This window comes from Stenotrophomonas maltophilia (genome assembly GCF_039555535.1).
Classification (GTDB): Bacteria; Pseudomonadota; Gammaproteobacteria; order Xanthomonadales; family Xanthomonadaceae; genus Stenotrophomonas; species Stenotrophomonas maltophilia_Q.
In genome coordinates this window covers 1,034,257-1,055,334 of record NZ_CP154630.1, presented here as the reverse complement: position 1 = coordinate 1,055,334, position 21,078 = coordinate 1,034,257, and the positions used below count along the sequence as shown (strand labels likewise).

Below are 21,078 nucleotides of genomic sequence, written 5' to 3'. Positions count from 1 at the left end.
GTTTGAGTCAGGCCGCTTTGGCCTGACCGGCTTGCTGCCGATAGTAAGCCGCTTCGGCTTCCGCTGGCGGGATGTTCCCGATCGCCCCCAGCAGTCATTGGTGGTTGTACCAGTACACCCAGTCCAGCGTGGAGCCAGCTCCACCTGATCGCGATTGCGCCACGAATGCCGATGGATCACCTCGGCCTTGTACAGCCCATTGGTCGTCTCGGCCAGCGTGCTGCCATAGCTATCGTGCACGCTGCCCGCCGACAGTTCGACCCCGGCCTCGGCTAGTTGTGTAGCGACCCATCGGTTCCTGCTCAGGTCATGCTACTAACAACCAAGCAGTTGGACAGCGCCGCCAAACGAAGTGGTCACAGCAGCCAGCCAGTTGGACTCTTGGCATGGCACCGATGTCCGCTTTCGGCCAGAAGCGGACCTTCGAGAACAGCCGGGGGAGATGAGCACGGCCTTCCCAGCCGCGTTGAATCACAGGCATGTGACCGGTGGCGATGCAACTATTCAGTGCTAGCGGGGAAGCGATTCAGATATCGGCACAAGACGAACGGCACTAGTCAGGTAATCCTGGATCGTCGGGCGGTCTCGAAGCAGCGAATCGCTCTTGGTTCTGGGCGTTATGTGATCGAGCACGCCGAGCCACGGTTTCGACCCGGCGGGGGCCGACGAGCCCTTCGAGCTGCGTGCGGCCGATCTCGGTCAGCGCAATCACCGCACCCTCGCCATACAGGCAGTCCCCGTGCGTTTGCCCATCCGGACCACCGTCTCTCCAACAATACGCAGTCGCCACCAATTGACCATTGGCATCGAACCATCGCGATGTACCGTCCGTCGCCGCCTGCCACCTCAATCGATTGGCTAGGTGTGTAAACCCAACACGTTGTTCAGTGGAATTCGGGAAATAGGTGGTTTGTAGCCGAGGCTGGCATGGCGCCGGTGCCAGTTGTAGTGATGCAGCCACGGCCCGAGCGCATGGGCGCGCTGTTCGGAGCTGTCATAGGCGCGTGCGTAGGCCCACTCGCGCAGACTGGTCTGCACCAGGCGCTCGGCATTGCCGTTGGTGCGCGGCGTGTAGGGCCGGGTGCGCAGGTGGTGCATACCGAGCCGGCGCACGAGACGGCGGAAGCTGCGTGATCTGTAACAGGCGCCGTTGTCGGTCAGCACGCGCTCGAAGCGCAGGCCCAGCCCACGGTAGTAACGCACGGCCAGCAACAGGGCCCGGCCGGCACTGCGGGCGCGCTCATCCGGCTCGATGGAGGCAAAGGCCACGCGCGAGTGGTCGTCGATGGCCAGATGGACATACTCCCAACCGCCGCCGCGAGAGTTGATCTGACGATTGCCGGTAACGCGATGGCCGGGCTGGCGGAAGCGCCCCAGTTTCTTGATATCCAAATGCAGCAACTGGCCGGGCCGGGCGTATTCGTAGCGGTTGGTCGGCGGTGCCGGCTCCAACTCGGCCAGCCGGTGCAAACCAGCGCGCCGCAGCAGGCGGGCAATCGTGCTCGGCGCCACCGGCAACTGTTCGGCGATCTGGCGATAGGTCTGGCGCGCACGTCGCTGTTCAAACACCCGATCCACTACCGCCTGCGGAGTTGCATGCGGACAGTGATGAGGACGGGAGGAGCGATCGAGCAGGCCATCCGGCCCTTCCTGGCTGAAACGCTTGAGCCATTTGTAGGCGGTGCGCACGCTGACGCCGGCGGCATGGGCCGCCTCTTCGGCGCGTAGGCCTTGAACAAGGATGCGGTCCACAAGCAGGGCTCGACCGCGAGGGCTCAAACGGGCATGTTTATGCAGGTTCATCCGGGGCTCCTGGGGGCTGGTTTGGCTTGGTAACCACCATCTTCCAGAGATGCCCCGGATGAAGGGTTCTACCCCGAAATTACGGACTGTTTGGAAAGGGCTGAAAACTTCTGGTCCTGCTTGACCCGACGCCGTCGCATCCTGGGGTTGTGGCGGCGCTCGATGTATTCGAACACATCGGACCGGGCGGCATCGAGTGTTGGATACGTTGTGCGATAGATCCGCTCGCGTTTGAGCAGACCAAAGAACCCCTCGCAGGCGGCATTGTCGCCACAATGCCCCACCGCACTCATCGAGCAAAGCAGGCCATTGGCGGCCAGGTAGCCCTGGTAATCGCCGCTACGAAATTGACTGCCGCGGTCGGAGTGCAGGATCAGCGGATGCCGCTCCTGCCGTTGCCAAACCGCCATCTGCACCGCTCTGATCACCATCTGCCGGTCCTGCCGATGATGCATGGACCAGCCCACAATGCGCTGATCAAACAGGTCCAGCACGACGCATAGATACAGCTTGGCCTGCTGGGTCTTGATCTCGGTGATGTCGGTCACCCACTTGGTTTCCGGCTCCAAGGCGCTGAAATCACGCTCCAGCAGCTTGCGCACGCCCGGCGGCGTCAGTGCCGGTTGGGCGCGCTGACCACGCCGTTTCGGGCGTGGCCAGCCCTGAAGGCCGGCTACCGCCATCAGCCGGGCAACCCGGTTCCGACTGGCCATCAACCCTTCCTCGACCAGATCCTCCTGCATGCGGCCGGCACCCAGCGTGCCCCGGCTGTCCTGATGCAGCGCATGGATACGGCCCAGCAAGCGCTCGTTATCGCATTGACGAGGGCTGGGCAGTCGTTTGCTCCAGTCGTAGTAGCCGCTGGTTGACACCCGCAGGCAGCGGCACATCAGGCGAATCGGAAACTCATCGCGGCAACGTTCGATCACCTGATACCTCAGGATGATCCCTTGGCAAAGAACGTCGCCGCTTCGCGCAAAAAATCCCGCTCCTTGGTGATCCTGGCCAACTCGCGCTTGAGCCAGGCAACCTCCTCGTCACGCGGGCTCCCGGTACCCGCAAAGGCGGCTTTCCCCACCGTCTCCGCCTCCCGCTTCCAGCGGGTCAGCAGACTGTCGCGGATGCCCAGCTCACGGGCCACCTGGGCGCAGCTGACACCGGGCCGACTGGCTTGCTCCACCGCGCCACGCTTGAACTCGGCACTGAACTTGCGACGCTTTGACATGAACACTCCTCATGGCCTCGATCGGCCTTCTTGTAAGTGTCCGTGAAAACGGGGGTGAACCCCTACGTAGAAGTCGTTGAGCGCGGTCTGCAACACGTAGGCAGGCGGTGCGTGCTGCACATGCCCGGTCCTGCCAGCCGCGTCCAGCAGCAGCCGATGCACCTGCCGCCACGGCGTGTCATAGCCGATGGTCACGCCGGTTTCCAGCCACATGCCAGCCGCCTGCGGATCACGCGAATAGTTCAGCAGCTTGCCGCTGAGCACATGCATGTTGGGCAGGCTGACCTCCACCCCGGTAAGGGTGCGGATGCGGGTGGTGAACAAACCGATCTGTATCACCTGCCCTTCCACCTCCGCCACTTTGACCAGATCGCCGACCGACATCGTCCTTGAATACAGCAGGGTGAAACCCGCCGCCGCCTGGCCGACGATGCTCGATCCGCCCAGCGAGATCATCACGCCCAGCAGCACCGTCAGGCCCTTGAACGCATCACTGCCCGAGCCGGGCAGATAGGGATAGGCCATCACCAGCGCAAACAGCCAGATGCCCGCGACGATCAGTTTGCGGCTGGGTTCGGCCAACTGGCGGTCGATGCCGAACAACTGGAAACGCCCATGCTGCACGCCGCGGAACAGGATGCCGATGATCTGGCTGGCCAGGCGTGCCAGCAGGAAAATGATCAGCGCCGTCACCAGCCCCGGGATGGCCGCCACCCCCGCCCACAACCAGGCTTTGGCCTGGGCAGCGAGCCACAACGTCATCGTCGTTGCCCACGGCTGGGTGTAGTCGAACTGATGGAATACATAGCGCAGCCATTCCTCGGCCAGCACCAGCACCGCCACCAGCAGCAAGGCGCGCGACAACCAGTCGGCCAGCGCATTGGCCCCATGCAGCATCTGCCGTACCGGCACGCTACGCAACGTCCCGGCTTTTTTACCCACCCAGGCCAGCATCGCCGCCCGCAGCTGACGTGCCAGCCAGGCCATCACCCAGGCCAAGGCGGCGGCCAGTGCGGTGGCGACAAGGCTGTGCAGCACACCGCGAAGCACCCGTCCCGGCGCACGCTCGCGCTCAGCGGCGGCGACCGCCTCGCCAAGCCGGCTGCGCACCTCCTCGCGTACCTGGGCCAGACTCTGGCCCTGCGCGGTATCCACATCGGCAGGCGTGATGAGGGTGACGACTTCCCCGCCGAGCAGCAGGATCACACCGGCCGCGGTATCGTTGAAGGTGACGCCGGGCGTTCCCGGCTCGTCGACGATGCGCTTGATGTTGAATTCGGCAACCTGCGCCCGCTGCAAGGGCGAGCGCCCCATGAACGCACTGCGGAAGGTCAGGATGTCACGGTTGTAATAGCGCACCGTCGCTGGGGCATGCGCCTGGGCGGTGCTTTCTTCGGTCGCAGCCAGCAGCGGCGCAGGTGCAAGCAGCAGCAAGGCGCACAGCACAAGCAGCAGCGATGCCATCAAGGTGAACCCGCGTGCCAGTGGTGCTGTTTCGAGGCTGCTCCGGAACATCTTTCTGCTTCCCCGCAAGAAGAGATGACTTGCCGCTGGCGTGTTGCGTCGACCCGCCGCCAATCAGCCCCCACAGGCCGCGGGGTACGCCAGCTACGCCCGTGCTCCATCATCGCACCGCGGCAGGCGGATTGCCTGCCATCACGATCTGGCCACTATCGTCCAGGGTGCACCACACTCGCCCGCAGCAACGTAGCCCGGGTAAGCGCAGCGCACCCGGGAAGAGCGGTCCGGGCATCCGTATCCGCGCCAACCGCCCCGGGTGCGCTGCGCTTACCCGGGCTACGGCTTTGGTTAAATCTCGCGATGTGTGCTGTGGCTCGCTCCTGCGTGAGCGCCACGCCGACGGATCTGGGCGTCCCTCCCACTCCGCACCAACTGCCCCGGGTGCGCTGCGCTTACCCGGGCTAAGGGCTTTCGTTCAATCTCGCGATGTGTGCTGTGGCTCACTCCTGTGCGAACGCCACGCCGACGGATCTGGGCGTCCCTCCCACTCCGCACCAACCGCCCCGGGTGCGCTGCGCTTACCCGGGCTACGGCCAGCCATTGATCTGGCGATGCTTGCCGCGGCTTTCTGCTGATGGCGCCGGCCTTGATATTGGTCAGTCCCGGCGGCGACGAAGGGGCGGATACTCGCTGCGTGGAAACTTTCACGACCCGCGTGCAGCTATTCAATGCGCCACACCGGCTGCTGTTCTTCATCGGTGTCTGCAATCTCGGCTTGGCGATGGCTTGGTGGGCGCTCTGGCTGGCCGGCTTGCAGCTGGGCAGCCCCCTGCCCGTGCCCGCCGTGCCGCCGGCCTGGCTGCATGGGCTGTGGATGCAGTACCTGGTGCTGCCCAGTTTCATCTTCGGCTTCCTGTTGACCGTATTCCCACGCTGGATGGGATTGCCGGCACTGCCGCGGTGGCAATACGCAGGCGTTGGTAGCGGACTGTTCGGCGCGCAGATCGCGCTGCTGACCGCCAGCAGCGGTTGGCAACCCGGGATGTGGTTGGCCCTGTTGCTGGCGGCGCTGGGATGGGCATTCGGGCTGGTCGTACTCGGCCGCCTGCTGTTGCAGGAGAAAGGCCGCACCTGGCATGCGTGGTCATGCTGGTCCGGCTTGCTGATGGGCTGGATCGGCCTGCTCGGTTTCGCCGCCGCTGCCACAGGTGCTGATATCCGCTGGCAGGCACTGAGCGTGTCGCTTGGCACCTTCGGGCTGTTGCTGCCGATCTACGCAAGCGTCGCCCACCGCATGTTTCCGTTCTTCGCCGGCAACGTGGTGCCGGGCTACCAGGCATGGCGGCCACCACAATGGTTGGCGATCCTGTGGGGACTGTGCCTGCTGCATCTGGCCGGGGAACAGCTGCAGCAGCCACTGGCGACGCTGCTGGCCGATGCGGGCCTGCTGCTGTTGTCGCTGTACTCGCTGTGGCGTTGGTGGCCGCGCGGACCCAAGCCGCCGCTGTTGAGCGTGCTTTTTTACGGACTGGCGTGGTGGCCGCTGGCGATGCTGCTGTATCTGCTGCAGGACATCGCTGCGCTTGCCGGCCATACCGGCTGGCTGGAACGCGCGCCACTACATGCCTTGGCGATCGGCCTGTTCGGCAGCCTGTTGGTGGCCATGGTCACGCGTGTGACCCAAGGCCATTCCGGGCGTGCACTGGTGATGCCGGTGGTCGCATGGGTCGCCCTGCTCGGCCTGCAACTGGTTGCAGTGCTGCGCATCCTGGCGCCGCTACTGGATGATCCCTGGCATTGGCATGCCGTCGCCGCCGCCGGCTGGCTGCTGGTGCTTGCACCGTGGTTGCTGCGGTTGGGGTGGATCTACTGGCGCCCACGTGCGGACGGCAAGCCGGACTAATCGTTACGCGGAGAATCAGGCCTGCACGCGGCCATCAGCCAGATGCACCACCTGCTGGCCGAACATGTCCACGTCCTCCGGATCATGGCTGATCAGCAGCAGCGGGATGCCGGTCTGGTCCAGCACCGTTTCAAGCTCCTGGCGCAGATGCGCACGCAGGGCGTGGTCGAGTGCGGCGAACGGCTCATCCAGCAGCAGTGCCTGCGGCTTGGTCACCAGCGCCCGCGCCAAGGCGGTGCGCTGACGTTGGCCGCCGGAGATCTGCGACGGCAGCAGGTCACCGAGGTGATCGATGCGGAACGTCTGCAACCATTGCTCGACCGCATCGATACGACGGCTCCGCGGCGGATTCAACAGGCCTCGCTGCAGGCCAAAACCCACGTTCTGCCGCACCGTCAGGTGCGGGAACAAGGCGTAGTCCTGGAACACATAGCCGATGCGGCGCCGTTGTGGTGACAGATTGATGCCGGCAGCCGCATCGAACAGCGCCTGCCCGTGCATACGGATCACACCGGCGTCCGGCCGCAGCAATCCAGCCACCGCCTTCAAGGTCAAACTTTTTCCCGCACCAGACGGGCCGAACAACACCACATTGCGCTGTGTGCAACGCAAGGCCGCCTGCAGCTGGAAGTGCTGGCCTGCAGCCTGCAGCTTGCGTTGGATATCCAGCTCAAGCCACATTGCGCGCCCCCTCCTGCCGCCGCCCGACCAATCGCGCGGCAAGCAGCAGCACGCTGATGCAGACCAGCGAGGACAGCAGCACCAAGGCGTTGGCGCGACCGTCATTGCCGGCCTGCACCGCCTCGTAGATGGCGATGGACAAGGTCTGGGTGCGGCCGGGAATGCTGCCGGCGACCATGATGGTGGCGCCGAACTCGCCCATCGCGCGGGCGAACGCCAGCAGCAAGCCGGCAAGAATGCCGCGCCATGCCAGCGGCAAGGTCACCCGGAAGAACAGCGCCAGCTCGGATACACCCAAGGTGCGCGCGGCCTGTTCCAGCTGCCCATCCACATCCTCGAAGGCCGCACGCGCCGGCTTGAACACCAGCGGAAACGAGGCCACCGCAGCCGCGATCACCGCTGCCTGCCAGGTAAACACAAGATTGATGCCGAAACTGTCTTCCAGCCATGCACCAAGCGGGCCCTTGCTGCCGATCAGCACCAGCAGGTAATAGCCCAGCACCGTCGGCGGCAACACCATCGGCAGGGTGAATATCGTGTCCAGCAACTCACGGCCGGGGAAGCGCCGCCGCGCCAACAAGGCACCAAATCCGACACCGAGCACGAGGTTGATCGCGGTCGCCCAGCCGGCCACCTTCAACGACAACCACAGCGCGCTCCAGTCCAGATCCACCATCAAGGACTACCGAAGCCGTGCCTGTGCAGAATGGCCTGGCCCTGCGCCGAGCGCACGAAGGCGATGAAGCGCTTTGCTTCGGCGGCATTGCGGCTGGTCTTCACCATCGCCAACGGATACGCGATACCACCGGCAACCGGCACCTGAAAGGCGCGCTGCACGCGCTCGCTCATCGCCTGCGCGTCGGTGGCGTAAACGAAGCCTGCATCCACTTCACCCCGTGCCACATAGTCCAGTGACTGGCGCACGTTCTGGGTGCTGATCATCTTGGCCTGCACCACCGGCCACACACCGGCCTGCTGCAGCGCACCGCGTGCATAGCGCCCAACCGGTACGCTGTCGGGATTGCCGATGGCAACGCGCTTCACATCGGCCTTGGTCAGCGCCGCCAACGTGGTCGGCTTGTTGCTGGCCTGCGGCGGCACCACCACCCACAGGCTGTTCTGCGCGAATACGTGCTGGGTTGCCGGATCGATCAGGCCTTCGGTATTGGCCTGTGCCATCGTGGTCTGGTCGGCCGAGGCCAGCACGTCGACCGGCGCGCCGCGTGCGATCTGCTGCAGCAAGGTGCCGGAGGCGGCGAAGTTCAGGTCCACCTTCGTGCCCGGGTTGGCCGTCTCGTATGCGCTGGATATCTCGCGGAAACTCTCGGTCAGGCTGGAAGCCGCGGAGACCGTCAGATCAGCTGCGCTTGCCGGCAGCGTGACGGCCAGCAACAACAACGCCCACAGCTTGTTCATGCATGCATCCTTGGTTGGGCATCATTCGCTTGCGTCATCGGTGGCCGCCATCAACGCCAGACGTTCCGGTTGCAGCAGGATGATCTCGCGCTGCTTCACCGCGATGACTTCTTCGTCGCTCAAACGCCGCAACACCCGGCTGGCCGTTTCCGGCGCCATGCGCAGGTAGTTGGCGATCTCGGTGCGGGTCATGGTCAGGTTGAAGCGGTGTGCCGAGAAGCCACGCCGCGCGTAGCGGCTGGAGATATCCAGCAGGAAAGCCGCCATGCGCTCCTCGGTACGGTAATTGGCCGCCAACAGCGCCGCCTTGCCGATCTCGGCACTGAGCAGGCTGAACAGCTTGGCCTGCAGGCCGGGCATGCGGCTGGCCAGCATGCTGATGCGCGGAAACGAGATACGGCACAGATGCACGGTATCCAACGCCACCGCATTGCAGGGATAACGCGATCCGTGGATGGCGTTCAGGCCGATAACTTCGCCAGGCAAGGCAAAGCCCAGCACCTGCTCGTTGCCAAGGCTGTCGTCGACGAAGGTCTTGACCATGCCGGCGCGCACCGCAGCGATTGCATCGAAGGGTTCACCCGCGCGGAAGATGTAGTCGCCCGCATGGTACGGCCCAACGTGGTCGACCATCACGTGCAGCTCGTTCAGCGCGGTCTTGTCATAGCCCTGCGAGCTGCAGGCATCGGAGAACGCACAGGTCGTGCAGAAATGCAGCGCGTCACCGTCGCCGGCAGCGGCTGGATTGGGCGTCGCGGTTCCCAGAGGACCGCGCGGTGGGGGGGTGGGTGACGTCATTCCGTTTTCAAGCAACAGCGGCCAAGGGGCGGAAGCACGCTGCGATCATACGCCACAGCAGCTCACCTTCGTTCTGGATCAACAACATGTCGCCGTCACGACGCAGCCAGCCGCGTTCGATGAACATGGCGACGCGGCTCCAGGCGTGCTCGAAACAGGCATCGAACGGCTGCGCGTTGCGCCATTCGAAGGCGCGCATGTCCAGCGCGTGGTCGCAGGCCAGGCTCTGCACCACCTCATCGGTCATACGTTCATGCTCGGAAAGAATAAGCCCGGACGATATGCCAGGCTGGCCAACCACCAGGCAGGCGCGCCAGTTGCGCGGCTCCGGTGCGATGCGACAGATCACATTGCCGATCTGGCTGCAGGCGCCCACACCAATACCGAGCAGGTCATGGCGCTCGCGGCGGGGGACCCCGAGCAGGTCGCAATGGCGCTGGCCGTCACCGTTGCGCAGCGGCATGGGCAAGTCCGGCCGCTGGTAGTGGTCGCCACCCAACGGGCGGTAGCCGGCCGCCCGCAGCAGCCGCCACGCCTGCAGCCAGTCCGCCGGCAACGGGTATTCGGGCAGCAAGGCAGGCGATGGCAGGATGATGCGTTCGGGTGCCAGCTCCAGCACCCGCTGCAGCCGCTGCAGGAACGACACATCGGCGTAGCACGGCACGCGCAGCTGGTAGTAACACGCAGTGAACGCGGCCTGCTGGGCCTGAGCCAGCATCGCCGGGCCATCGACGCCGGCGTGATCGATCACCGTCATCCGGGTACAACCGACCTCCCGCAATGACGCCGGTACCACATCGCTGGCTGCATCCAGACGCACTTCGACCTGCGGCCGCGCAATGGTGCACAGCTGCTCGGGCACCGCATCCAACAGGCGGCCCAGCAGGGCGGGCGACAGGTGCTCGACGATACCCGGCTGCAGCACCATGGCTGCCACTTCGCGGTCGCTGGCCAGCATGTTGGCATGCAGGCGCAGGCATACCAGCAGCGCATCCAGCACGTTTTCGGCCGGCTCCGGGTCATGGGCCGGTGCGCAGAAACCCAGGGTCAACGCACGCGGAATCAGATGCTCGTTGCTGGCCTGCATGGCCGCACGCCAGCCGGCTTCGGCAAAGCCGGGGCTCAGCTCAGCCGGCGTCGGGAACAACACGTGCGCGGGTTGCTGCAGCAGTGCGACATGCAATGTGGCGTCATCCATCCCGGCGGTCTCTACTGACATGCCTGCATCCTCGCGCAGTGACCGCCGGGTTTCCCTGATCTGGATCAAGCCCGACGCTGTTTCTCCACCGCGCCGGCATCGATGGCTTCGGGCAGGTCGGTCTCGCGATCGAGCTGCGGGAAGTTGCGACGCTCCATCCGGCGGATGGCGAAGTGCATCCAGGTCAAGGAAATGCTGACCAGCACGAACAACAGCATGAAGCAGCTGCTCCAGATGCCGAGCGCATCATTCAGGGCGCCAAACACGATGGGCAGGATGAAGCCGCCGAGGCCGCCGATCATGCCGACCACACCACCCACCGAGCCCACGTGCTGCGGGTAGTAGACCGGGATGTGCTTGTAGACCGCGGCCTTGCCCAGCGACATGAAGAAGCCGAGAACGAATACCAGCACGGTGAACAGGGTCACGCTGATCGCCAGGTGGAAGCTGATCTCGCCGTGTATGCCCTGCACGATATAACGCGTATCCGGATAGGCCAGGATGAAGGTACAGATCGACGACACCCCCAGCGTCCAGTACATCACCCGCCGTGCACCGATGCGGTCCGACAGCCAGCCGCCCACCACCCGGAACAGGCTGGCCGGTATCGAGTAACACGCGGCCAGCACGCCGGCCGTGCCGACGTCCATGCCGTAGGCGCCGACCAGATAATGCGGCAGCCACAGTGCCAGCGCGACGAAGCCACCGAACACGAAGAAGTAGTACAGCGAGAAGCGCCACACCTGCAGATTCTTCAGCGGTGCCATCTGTTCGGCGAAGGACATCGGCTTGACGCCACTGCGACGACGATCTTCCAGCGAGGGATCTTCCTTGCTGAACAGGTAGAACAGGATGGCGGTGACCGCCAGCGCGACCGCCCACAGCTTGGCCACCATCATCCAGCCCGAGGCCACCATCACCAGCGGCGCCAGCAGCTTGGTTACCGCCGAGCCGATGTTGCCGGCACCGAAGATGCCCAGCGCGGTGCCCTGCTTCTCCGCCGGGAACCACTTGGACACATAGGTGACGCCGACTGAGAAGTTGCCGCCGGCGATGCCGACGAACAGTGCGGCCAACAGGAACTGCGGGTAGGTCTGTGCATAGGTCAGCAGCCAGGTCGCCACCGCGCCGCACAGCATCACCAGGGTCATCACCTTGCGCCCGCCAAACTGATCGGACCAGATGCCGAGAAAGACGCGGATCACCGAGCCGGTCAACACCGGGGTGGCGATCAACAGACCGAACTGGGTGTCGTTCAAACCCAGCTGCTCGCTGATCTGGATGCCGATGATGGCGAAGATCATCCACACCGCGAAACACACGGTGAAGGCGAAGGTGCTCAGCCATAGCGCACGTTGTTGTTCGCCGTTGCTGATGTTCTGTAGATTCTGGCTCATTGCCGCTCCTGGGGGATTGCGTCTTACTCAGCCTGTGCTTCGATGTCTTCCAGCCCACGCACCGGGTAACGTTCGCGCAGTTCCAGCAGGAACTGCTGCACGTCGCGCTGGCGCACCTGCAGCTCCAGGTAGTCGCTGATCTGCGGCTGCACCTGCTCGAAGGTAAGCGCCGTGCCGGCTTCCAGCGCATCGATGCTGACCACGTGGTAGCCCCAGCGCGACTCCACCGGGAAACCCGCCAGGCCTTGCCGCAGGCGGAATACCTGGCGATCGAATTCCGGCGTGGTCTGGCCGCGTTGCAGCCAGCCCAGCTCGCCGCCTTCGCTGCTGGACGGGCATTGCGAGTGACGCGCGGCCAGATCAGCAAACAGATGCGGCTGTTCCAGCAGTTCGGCGATCAGCTTCTCGGCCAGGGTGCGGGCTTTCAGCCGGCCGGCGATATCGTCGGCCGGTGCCGCCAGCAGGATGTGGCGTACGCGGATGCGGTCCGGTGAGCGGAAACGCTCGGGGTTTTGCGCAAAGTAACGCTGGCAGTCGTCTTCGCTGGGCACGCGGTCTACCAGCGCCTGTTCGATCAGCTGCTGGATGCGTGCTTCCTCGCTGGTCTCCTGGCCGACGCCGGGGACATCGGCCAGGCCAAGCCGTTCGGCTTCCAGCCGCAGCAGTTCGCGCACCACCAGCGCACGCGCCGCATCGGCACGCGACTGCTCCGGGCGCATCGCCCGGTGGTACTGCATCTCGCGGGCGATATCGGCCTCGCTGATCGGCGTGTCCTGCACGTACAGGCTGCACGGTGCCGGTTGGCCGAGGCTGCGCGGGCCATCGTCGGCATCGTGATGGTGGCCGGCCTCGGCCGGCACCGGCGTCTGCGAATCGATGACGGTGATGGGAAGAATGCGTGGCAGGCTGCCCATGACTTACTCCCGCGGACCGTAGCGCAGCGTGGCCTGGCGACGACGTACCACTTGATATGGCCGCCACAGGTAGCTGATCGGCACGCTCCACACATGCACCAGACGAGTGAACGGTGCGATCAGCACCAGCGTCAGCCCGAGGAAGATGTGCACCTTGTAGACCCAGTGCACGCCCTCGACATAATCGGCGGCACCGGCACGGAAGGTGACGATGTGCTGCGCCCACTCGGCCAACATCACCATCACCCCGCCATCAAGATGGCCGGCGGAGACCTTGATGCTGTACAGGCCAAGACAGAGCTGGGCGAACAGCAGCACCAGCACCAGCGTGTCACCGAAGCTGCCGATTGCACGCACCCGCGCATTGGTCAGCCGCCGCACCAGCAGGATGGTGATGCCGACGAAGCACAGTGCGCCGAAGAAGCCACCCACCACCATCGCCAGCAACTGCTTCTGCGAGGAAGTGATGAAAGGCTCGTACAGTGCATGCGGGGTCAGCAGGCCGACGAAGTGACCACCGAGGATGGCGATGATGCCGATGTGGAAGCAGTTGCTGCCAAAGCGCATGCCGCGGTCGGACAGCAACTGGGTGGAGCCGGTACGCCAGCTGTACATGGCCTTGTCATAGCGCGCCCAGCTGCCGATCAACAGCACCGCCACCGCGATGTAGGGATAGAACTGGAAGGCGAACTGATTGAGGTAATTCATGGCTGGATCTCCCGCGGCTGCGCGCGTGCCGGTGAACGATGGGGTGGATCGCAATCCTGCGAAGGTGCATCGGTGCCAAAGCGCACCGCTTCCTCTTCCCACAGGCGGTCCATGGCTTCGACGGTGTCGTCGCGCACTTCTTCGCTGGCCCGCTGGCGCAGCACGGCCAGGTTGACCTTGCCCTCGCCCGCCTCGACCAGGATTTCCAGCAGCACCGCATGCGGCAACTGCCGCTCGGCCGCGCGCGCGGCGAGCATGCCGGCGATGTGGCCGATGTGGTGCAGCCAATCCTTGGCCTCGGCCTGCGGCCGATGCGCCAGGTATTCCAGCAGCAGCGGCAGATAGTCCGGCAGCTCGCGCGCATCCAGCTCGAAGCCATTCTTGCGATAGGCATCGATCAGGTCGACCATGGCCTGGCCGCGATCACGCGACTCGCCATGGATGTGTTCGAACACCAGCAGGCTCATCGAGCGGCCACGGTCGAACGTGGCCAGCCAGCGGTCCTGCGCGTCCAGCGGGTCGGTAGCAAGCAGGTCACGGACGAAGGTCTGCAACTGCCTGCGACGGGCCGGCGACAGTGCCGGATTATCGCAGGCCTCGAGCAGCTCCTCGCCATGCTGCCAGAGCTCTTCACGCGGGTAGTCCAGCAATACGCCAATCAGCTTGAGCACACTCATTTCACCACCTCATGCCGATGCTGGCGGTTGGGATGCACCGCGAAGGTGGTGGTCTTGCGCTGGGTGAACAGGTCAGCCGGGCTGTCGCCGTTGCAACCATTGCCGAAGGTGAAGCCGCAGCCACCACGTTCGCCGAACGCATCGTTGGCGTACTCACGGTGGGCGCTCGGAATGACGAAACGGTCCTCATAGTTGGCGATGGCCAGGTAGCGGTACATCTCTTCTACTTGCGCCGGGGTCAGCCCCACCTGTTCGAGCACGCGCATGTCTTCCACGCCATCCACGTTCTTGGCGCGGCGCCAGGCGCGCATCGCCATCAGCCGCTCCAGGGCACGGATCACCGGCGCTTCGTCACCGGCGGTCAGCAGGTTGGCGAGGTAGCGCACCGGGATGCGCAACGAAGCGATATCCGGCAGCTCGCCGCTCATGCCGACATGGCCACGCTCGGCCGCCGACTGGATCGGCGACAACGGCGGCACGTACCAGACCATCGGCAAGGTGCGGTATTCCGGGTGCAGCGGCAGCGCCAGCTTCCAGTCGATGGCCAGCTTGTAGACCGGCGACTGCTTGGCCGATTCCAGCCAGCTGTCGGGAATGCCTTCGGCACGCGCAGCGGCGATCACCGCTGGGTCGAAGGGGTCCAGGAAGATGTCCAGGTGCGACTGGTACAGGTCCTTCTCCGCTGCCACCGATGCAGCCTCGGCGATACGATCCGCGTCGTACAGCATCACCCCCAGGTAGCGGATGCGGCCCACGCAGGTTTCCGAGCACACGGTGGGCTCGCCCATCTCGATGCGCGGGTAGCAGAAGATGCACTTCTCGGACTTGCCGCTCTTCCAGTTGTAATAGATCTTCTTGTACGGGCAGGCCGACACACACATGCGCCAACCACGGCACTTGTCCTGGTCGATCAGCACGATGCCGTCTTCCTCGCGCTTGTAGATCGCGCCGGACGGGCACGCCGAGACGCAGGCCGGGTTGAGGCAGTGCTCGCACAGCCGCGGCAGATACATCATGAAGGTCTTTTCGAAGGCGCCGTAGATCTCCTTCTGCACCTTGTCGAAGTTGTAGTCACGCGACCGCTTGGAGAACTCGCTGCCGAGGATTTCCTCCCAGTTCGGACCCCACTCGATCTTCTCCATGCGCTGGCCGGTCAGCAGCGAGCGCGGCCGTGCGGTCGGCTGGTGCTTCAGCTCGGGCGCGTCGTGCAGGTGCTGGTAATCGAAGTCGAACGGCTCGTAGTAGTCGTCGATCTGCGGCAGGTCGGGGTTGGAGAAGATCTTGGCCAGCATGCGCCAGCGACCACCGGCGCGCGGCACCAGCTTGCCGCTGCCGTTGCGCACCCAACCGCCGTTCCACTTTTCCTGGTTTTCCCATTCCTTGGGATAACCGATGCCGGGCTTGGTCTCGACGTTGTTGAACCAGGCGTACTCCACGCCTTCGCGCGAGGTCCACACGTTCTTGCAGGTGATCGAGCAGGTGTGGCAGCCGATGCACTTGTCCAGGTTCAAGACCATCGCAATCTGGGCACGTACTTTCATCACACCACCTCCCGTGCGGCGCCGGTTGCACTCGAATTCGCGTCCTCACCATCCAGCCAATCGATCTTGTCCATCTTGCGCACGATCACGAACTCATCACGGTTGGTACCACAGGTACCGTAGTAGTTGAAGCCCCAGGCCAGCTGCGCGTAGCCGCCGATCATGTGGGTGGGCTTGAGCACTATGCGGGTCACCGAGTTGTGGATGCCGCCGCGGGTACCAGAGATCTCCGAACCCGGCACGTTGATGATGCGTTCCTGGGCGTGGTACATCATCGCCATGCCCGGCATCACCCGCTGGCTGACCACCGCACGCGCGGCGATCGCGCCATTGACGTTGAACAGCTCGATCCAGTCGTTGTCCTCGATGCCGGCATTGCGTGCGTCGTCCTCGCTCAGCCAGACGATGGGGCCGCCACGCGACAAGGTCTGCATGATCAGGTTATCGCTGTAGGTGCTGTGGATGCCCCACTTCTGGTGCGGGGTGATCCAGTTCAGCACGATCTCCTTGTTGCCGTTCTGGCGCTTGTTGAGCAGCGGCTCCACCGTGCGTGTATTGACCGGCGGCCGGTAGCTCATGAAGGCCTCACCGAAGTCGATCATCCACTCGTGGTCCTGGTAGAACTGCTGGCGGCCGGTCACCGTGCGCCACGGAATCAGCTCGTGCACATTGGTGTAGCCGGCGTTGTAGCTGACGTTGTCGTCTTCCAGTCCGGACCAGATCGGCGAGGAGATGATCTTGCGCGGCTGTGCCTGGATGTCACGGAAGCGGATCGCCTCGTGCTCCTTGCCCACCGCCAGATGGGTGTGCTCGCGGCCGGTGAAGGTGCCCAGCGACTCCCAGGCCTTGACTGCGACATGGCCATTGGTTTCCGGGGCCAGGTGCAGGATCACTTCGCAGGCATCGATGGCGGTATCAATCGCCGGCCGACCCTGGCTGATGCCTTCGCCCAGCACGGTGTGGTTGAGCTTGCCAAGGAATTCCACCTCGTGCTTGGTATCCCAGCTCATGCCCTTGCCACCATTGCCGAGCTTGTCCAGCAGCGGGCCCAGCGAGGTGAACTTGCGGTAGAGGTTGGGATAGTCGCGCTCGACCACCGCCATGCTCGGCATGGTCTTGCCCGGGATGGCCTCGCACTGGCCCTTCTTCCAGTCAGCCACGCCGAACGGCATGCCCAGCTCGTTGGGTGTGTCGTGCAGGGTCGGCACCAGCACCAGGTCCTTCTCGACACCGAGCACGCCCGGTGCCATGTCGCTGAGCGTGCGTGCGACGCCCTTGAAGATTTCCCAGTCGCTGCGCGATTCCCAGGCCGGATCCACCGCCTTGGACAGGGGGTGGATGAAGGGATGCATGTCCGAGGTGTTGAGGTCGTCCTTCTCGTACCAGGTGGCGGTCGGCAGCACGATGTCCGAGTACAGCGCGGTGGTGCACATGCGGAAATCCAGCGTCACCAGCAGGTCGAGCTTGCCTTCCGGTGCTTCGTCACGCCACTTCACGTCCTCGGGCTTGAGCGCGCCCATCTCGCCCAGGTCCTTGCCCTGCAGGCCGTGACGCGTGCCGAGCAGATGCCGCAGCATGTACTCGTGGCCCTTGCCGGAGGAACCGAGCAGGTTGGAGCGCCAGATGAACATCATCCGCGGGTGGTTCTGCGCGGCATCCGGATCGGCGAAGGCGAAGTCCAGCGAACCGTCCTTGAACTTGGACAGCGCGTAGTCGGCCGGTGCGATGCCGGCCTGTTAGGCCTCGCGCACCAGCTGCAGCGGATTGCGGTCCAGCTGCGGCGCACTCGGCAGCCAGCCCATGCGCACCGCGCGCAGGTTGAGGTCGGCCAGGCTGCCGCTGTACTTGGAGGCATCGGCCAGCGGCGACAGCAGTTCGTCCACCTGCAGCTTCTCGTAACGCCACTGCCCGGTATTGAAGTAGAAGAACGAGGTGCCGTTCATCTGCCGCGGCGGACGGCTCCAGTCCAGACCGAAGGCCAGCGGCTGCCAGCCGGTCTGCGGGCGCAGCTTTTCCTGGCCCACGTAGTGCGCCCAACCACCACCGGTCTGGCCCACGCAGCCACACATGACCAGCATGTTGATCAGGCCGCGGTAGTTCATGTCGTTGTGGAACCAGTGGTTCATGCCGGCGCCGACGATGATCATGCTGCGACCATGGGTCTTGTCGGCGGTGCGGGCGAACTCACGGGCAATCTCGATCACCTCGGCGCGTGACACGCCGGTGATGCGTTCCTGCCATGCCGGCGTACCCGGCACGTTGTCATCGAAGCTCTTGGCGACATTGCCGCCGCCGAAGCCGCGATCAACACCGTACTGTGCAAGCAGCAGGTCATAGACCGTGGCGACCAATGCTTCGCCGCCATCGGCCAACTGCAGGCGGCGCAGCGGGATATTGCGCTCCAGCACTTCTTCGGCCGGTGCGGCGGTCCAGCCGTCGCTCTCGATGCCGCCGAAGTACGGGAAGCTCACCGCCTCGATACCGTCGTGGATGTCGGCCAGGCTCAGGCGCAGGCGCGTGTCATGGCCATCGCTGGCCTTTTCCTCGATGTTCCACTTGCCCTTCTCGCCCCAGCGGAAGCCGACCGAGCCATTCGGCACGGTGATGTCGCCGCTGTTCTCGTCGAACGCCAGCGTCTTCCATTCCGGATTGTTGCTTTCGCCCAGCCCGCCCAGCTCACTGGCGCGCAGGAAGTGGCCTGGCACCAGGCGACCATCGGCACGGCGCTCGATGCGCACCAGCATCGGCATGTCCGAGTACTGGCGGCAGTAGTCCTGGAAGTATTGCGAGGGCGTGTCGACGTGGAACTCGCGCAGGATCACGTGGCCGAAGGCGAATGCCAGCGCGGCATCGGTGCCCTGCTTGGGATGCAGCCAATGGTCGGTGAGCTTGGCCAGCTCCGAGTAGTCGGGGCAGATCGCCACCGTCTTGGTGCCGTTGTAACGCGCCTCGGTGAAGAAGTGCGCATCCGGGGTGCGCGTCTGCGGCACGTTCGAGCCCCAGGCGATGATGTAGCGGCTGTTGTACCAGTCGGCCGATTCCGGCACGTCGGTCTGCTCGCCCCACACCTGCGGCGAGGCCGGCGGCAGATCGCAATACCAATCGTAGAAGGACAGACAGGCACCGCCGAGCAGCGACAGATAGCGCGCACCGGCCGCGTAGGACACCATCGACATCGCCGGAATCGGCGAGAAGCCGACGATGCGGTCGGGGCCGTATTCCTTGGTGGTGTAGAGGTTGGAGGCGGCGATGATCTCGTTGGCCTCGTCCCAGTTCAGGCGCACAAAGCCACCCATGCCGCGGCGACGCTTGTACTCACGCGACTTGGCCGGGTCCTGCACGATGCTGGCCCAGGCTTCGACCGGCGACAGGGTCTTGCGGGCCTGCCGCCACATGCGCAGCAAGGTGCCACGGATCAGCGGGTACTTGAGCCGGTTGGCGCTGTACAGGTACCAGGAATAGCTGGCGCCACGCGGGCAACCGCGTGGTTCGTGATTGGGCAGGTCCGGGCGGGTGCGCGGGTAGTCGGTCTGCTGGGTTTCCCAGGTGACCAGTCCGTTCTTGACGTAGATCTTCCAGCTGCAGGAGCCCGTGCAGTTCACGCCGTGGGTGGAACGTACGATCTTGTCGTACTGCCAGCGGGCGCGATAACTGTTTTCCCAGTCCCGCCCTTCGCTCTTGCTGAACCCATGGCCATCGGCGAAGGGTTGTGGATCACGCTTGAAGAACTGCAAGCGATCAAGGAAATAGCTCATGGTGAATCTCCGTTCGCAAACTGCTGCATCGTGGCTAGGGGTGACATCTGGCTGCGGTGCGGGTGTAACTCAGCAGGGTGTTTCGGCGCCCCGCCGGTAGTACCACCACCAGGTCACGGCCAGGCAGGTGGCGTAGAACGCGATGAAGCCGTACAGCGCCATGTCCGGGCCGCCGGTCAAGCTGATCGAAGTGCCGTAGCTCTTCGGGATGAAGAAGCCGCCATAGGCACCGATGGCGCCGGAGAAGCCGACCACGGCTGCCGATTCGATGCTGGCTTGATGCGCAGCGGCCTTCTTGCCTTCAGCGCCTTCATTGGCCGACAGGCGCTCGTGCAGGGTGCGGAAGATCACCGGGATCATCCGGAAGGTGGTGCCGTTGCCGATGCCGCTGAGCACGAACAAGGCCATGAACGAGAGCAGGAAACCGTAGAAGTTGCCGCCCTGGCCGTTATTGGGCAGGAAGTGCAATACGCCGAACACGGCTGCGATCATCAGCGCGAATACCCAGAAGGTCAGGCGTGCGCCGCCCCAGCGGTCGGCCATGCTGCCACCCACCGAGCGCATCAGCGCACCCAGCAGCGGGCCAATGAAGGCATAGGCCAGTGGATTCACGTCCGGGAACTGGCTCTTGACCAGCATCGGGAAACCAGCAGAAAAGCCGATATAGGAGCCGAAGGTGCCGATGTACAACCAGCACATCAGCCAGTTGTGCTTGCGGCGGAAGATCACCGCCTGCTCGGAGAACGATGAGCGGGCACTGGTCAGGTCGTTCATGCCGAACCAGGCAGCCAGCGCGAAGAAGGCGATGAACGGCACCCAGATGAAGCCGGCGTTCTGCAGGAACAAGGGCGCGCCGCCGTCCACCACCGCCTGCGGAGCGCCGCCCAGGGCACCAAACACGCCTACCGTGATCACCAGCGGTACCACCGCCTGCGATACCGACACCCCTACGTTGCCCAGGCCGGCATTCAGGCCCAGTGCCATGCCCTGGCGCTGCTTGGGATAGAAGAAGGAGATATTGGACATGGAGGACGAGAAGTTCGCGCCACCGAAGCCACACAGGATGGCGATCAGCACGAATACCCAATACGGCGTGGCGGGGTTCTGCACCGCGAAGCCCAGCCACAAGGTGGGCAGCAACAGCGAGGCGGTGGACAAGGCCGTCCAACGGCGGCCACCGAAGATCGGGATCACGAAGGAGTAGAAGATGCGCAGCGTCGCGCCGGAAAGACTGGGCAAGGCTACCAGCCAGAACAACTGATCGGTACTGAAGGCAAACCCGATTTTCGGCAGGCTGATGGTCACCGCCGAAAACAGCACCCACACCGAGAACGCCAGCAGCAGCGCGGGGATGGATATGACCAGGTTGCGGGTGGCAACGCGTTTACCGGTCTGCTCCCAGTAAACCGGATCTTCCGGCCGCCAATCGGTGATGACACCGCCGGGACCGGGCCTGCTGTTTTTTACGGCATCGCGACTGACACTCATGCAACGCTCCAAGGCTGTTTGATACGGCGCTGGTTCTGCTGTGCTGTTGCCTGCCCAGTCGCCACGGCGTCATTAAGCCCGGCGGCCCTGGGGCCGGTATTGATCTTGATCAA

Annotated in this window: 15 protein-coding genes and 2 pseudogenes; 1 reads left to right on the top strand and 16 read right to left on the bottom strand. The window is 64.4% G+C overall.

Annotated elements, in window-relative coordinates; all coding sequences use genetic code 11:
• Window positions 1-7 precede the first annotated feature (7 nt).
• The 4 genes and pseudogenes from AASM09_RS04830 to AASM09_RS04815 form a co-directional block, all read right to left on the bottom strand.
• Window positions 8-279, bottom strand: a pseudogene (locus tag AASM09_RS04830) (integrase core domain-containing protein); the annotation flags it as partial.
• Between the two features lie 579 nt (window positions 280-858).
• Complete coding sequence (locus AASM09_RS04825; protein WP_329765475.1) at window positions 859-1,803, bottom strand: IS481 family transposase; 945 nt, start codon at window positions 1,801-1,803, stop codon at window positions 859-861.
• A 68-nt stretch (window positions 1,804-1,871) separates the two neighbouring features.
• Window positions 1,872-3,028, bottom strand: a protein-coding gene (locus tag AASM09_RS04820) for an IS3 family transposase (protein ID WP_135965916.1) whose coding sequence is annotated in 2 segments (ribosomal slippage) — window positions 1,872-2,788 and window positions 2,788-3,028 — 1,158 coding nt in all. Because the reading frame shifts where the segments join, the coding sequence is not laid out codon by codon here.
• A 9-nt stretch (window positions 3,029-3,037) separates the two neighbouring features.
• The gene (locus AASM09_RS04815) at window positions 3,038-4,492 is read right to left on the bottom strand and encodes a mechanosensitive ion channel family protein (protein ID WP_329765476.1); all 1,455 of its coding nucleotides are present in this window, start codon (window positions 4,490-4,492) and stop codon (window positions 3,038-3,040) included.
• Window positions 4,493-5,183: 691 nt separating this feature from the next.
• Between AASM09_RS04815 and AASM09_RS04810 the strand changes: the two genes are divergently transcribed.
• A complete protein-coding gene (locus AASM09_RS04810; protein WP_236509020.1) occupies window positions 5,184-6,392 on the top strand; it encodes an NnrS family protein in 1,209 nt (402 codons plus the stop codon).
• A 15-nt stretch (window positions 6,393-6,407) separates the two neighbouring features.
• Here the strand turns inward: AASM09_RS04810 and AASM09_RS04805 are convergent, their stop codons facing one another.
• The 12 genes and pseudogenes from AASM09_RS04805 to AASM09_RS04750 all read right to left on the bottom strand — a co-directional run bounded on the left by AASM09_RS04805 (window position 6,408) and on the right by AASM09_RS04750 (window position 20,965).
• Window positions 6,408-7,073 carry a sulfate/molybdate ABC transporter ATP-binding protein gene (locus AASM09_RS04805; protein ID WP_099589922.1) on the bottom strand — a complete coding sequence of 222 codons (666 nt, stop codon included), beginning with the start codon at window positions 7,071-7,073 and terminating at the stop codon, window positions 6,408-6,410.
• A complete protein-coding gene (modB, locus tag AASM09_RS04800; protein WP_099475691.1) occupies window positions 7,063-7,746 on the bottom strand; it encodes a molybdate ABC transporter permease subunit in 684 nt (227 codons plus the stop codon). The genes AASM09_RS04805 and modB overlap by 11 nt, the downstream gene beginning before the upstream one ends.
• 2 nt (window positions 7,747-7,748) lie before the next feature.
• Window positions 7,749-8,489, bottom strand: coding sequence for a molybdate ABC transporter substrate-binding protein (gene modA, locus AASM09_RS04795; RefSeq protein ID WP_099475669.1), 741 nt, complete (start codon window positions 8,487-8,489; stop codon window positions 7,749-7,751).
• Window positions 8,490-8,510: 21 nt separating this feature from the next.
• Window positions 8,511-9,287, bottom strand: coding sequence for a helix-turn-helix domain-containing protein (locus tag AASM09_RS04790; protein WP_135965914.1), 777 nt, complete (start codon window positions 9,285-9,287; stop codon window positions 8,511-8,513).
• Window positions 9,288-9,294: 7 nt separating this feature from the next.
• Window positions 9,295-10,506: a coproporphyrinogen III oxidase gene (locus tag AASM09_RS04785; protein WP_135965913.1), complete on the bottom strand. Its 1,212-nt coding sequence runs from the start codon at window positions 10,504-10,506 to the stop codon at window positions 9,295-9,297.
• A 44-nt stretch (window positions 10,507-10,550) separates the two neighbouring features.
• On the bottom strand, window positions 10,551-11,882 hold the full coding sequence (locus tag AASM09_RS04780; RefSeq protein ID WP_135965912.1) for an MFS transporter: 1,332 nt from the start codon (window positions 11,880-11,882) through the stop codon (window positions 10,551-10,553).
• A gap of 23 nt (window positions 11,883-11,905) precedes the next feature.
• A complete protein-coding gene (locus AASM09_RS04775) occupies window positions 11,906-12,796 on the bottom strand; it encodes a peptidylprolyl isomerase (protein WP_279920052.1) in 891 nt (296 codons plus the stop codon).
• Between the two features lie 3 nt (window positions 12,797-12,799).
• Window positions 12,800-13,504, bottom strand: a complete 705-nt coding sequence (gene narI / locus AASM09_RS04770; RefSeq protein WP_135965910.1) for a respiratory nitrate reductase subunit gamma — start codon at window positions 13,502-13,504, stop codon at window positions 12,800-12,802.
• Entirely contained in the window at window positions 13,501-14,181 is a 681-nt protein-coding gene (gene narJ, locus AASM09_RS04765) for a nitrate reductase molybdenum cofactor assembly chaperone (protein ID WP_135965909.1), read from the bottom strand. The genes narI and narJ overlap by 4 nt, the downstream gene beginning before the upstream one ends.
• Window positions 14,178-15,722, bottom strand: coding sequence for a nitrate reductase subunit beta (gene narH / locus AASM09_RS04760; RefSeq protein ID WP_049450918.1), 1,545 nt, complete (start codon window positions 15,720-15,722; stop codon window positions 14,178-14,180). The genes narJ and narH overlap by 4 nt, the downstream gene beginning before the upstream one ends.
• Window positions 15,722-19,477: pseudogene (locus AASM09_RS04755) on the bottom strand (nitrate reductase subunit alpha). The gene narH and the pseudogene AASM09_RS04755 overlap by 1 nt, the downstream one beginning before the upstream one ends.
• Before the next feature lie 69 nt (window positions 19,478-19,546).
• Window positions 19,547-20,965 carry a NarK family nitrate/nitrite MFS transporter gene (locus AASM09_RS04750; protein WP_135965907.1) on the bottom strand — a complete coding sequence of 473 codons (1,419 nt, stop codon included), beginning with the start codon at window positions 20,963-20,965 and terminating at the stop codon, window positions 19,547-19,549.
• Window positions 20,966-21,078 lie beyond the last annotated feature (113 nt).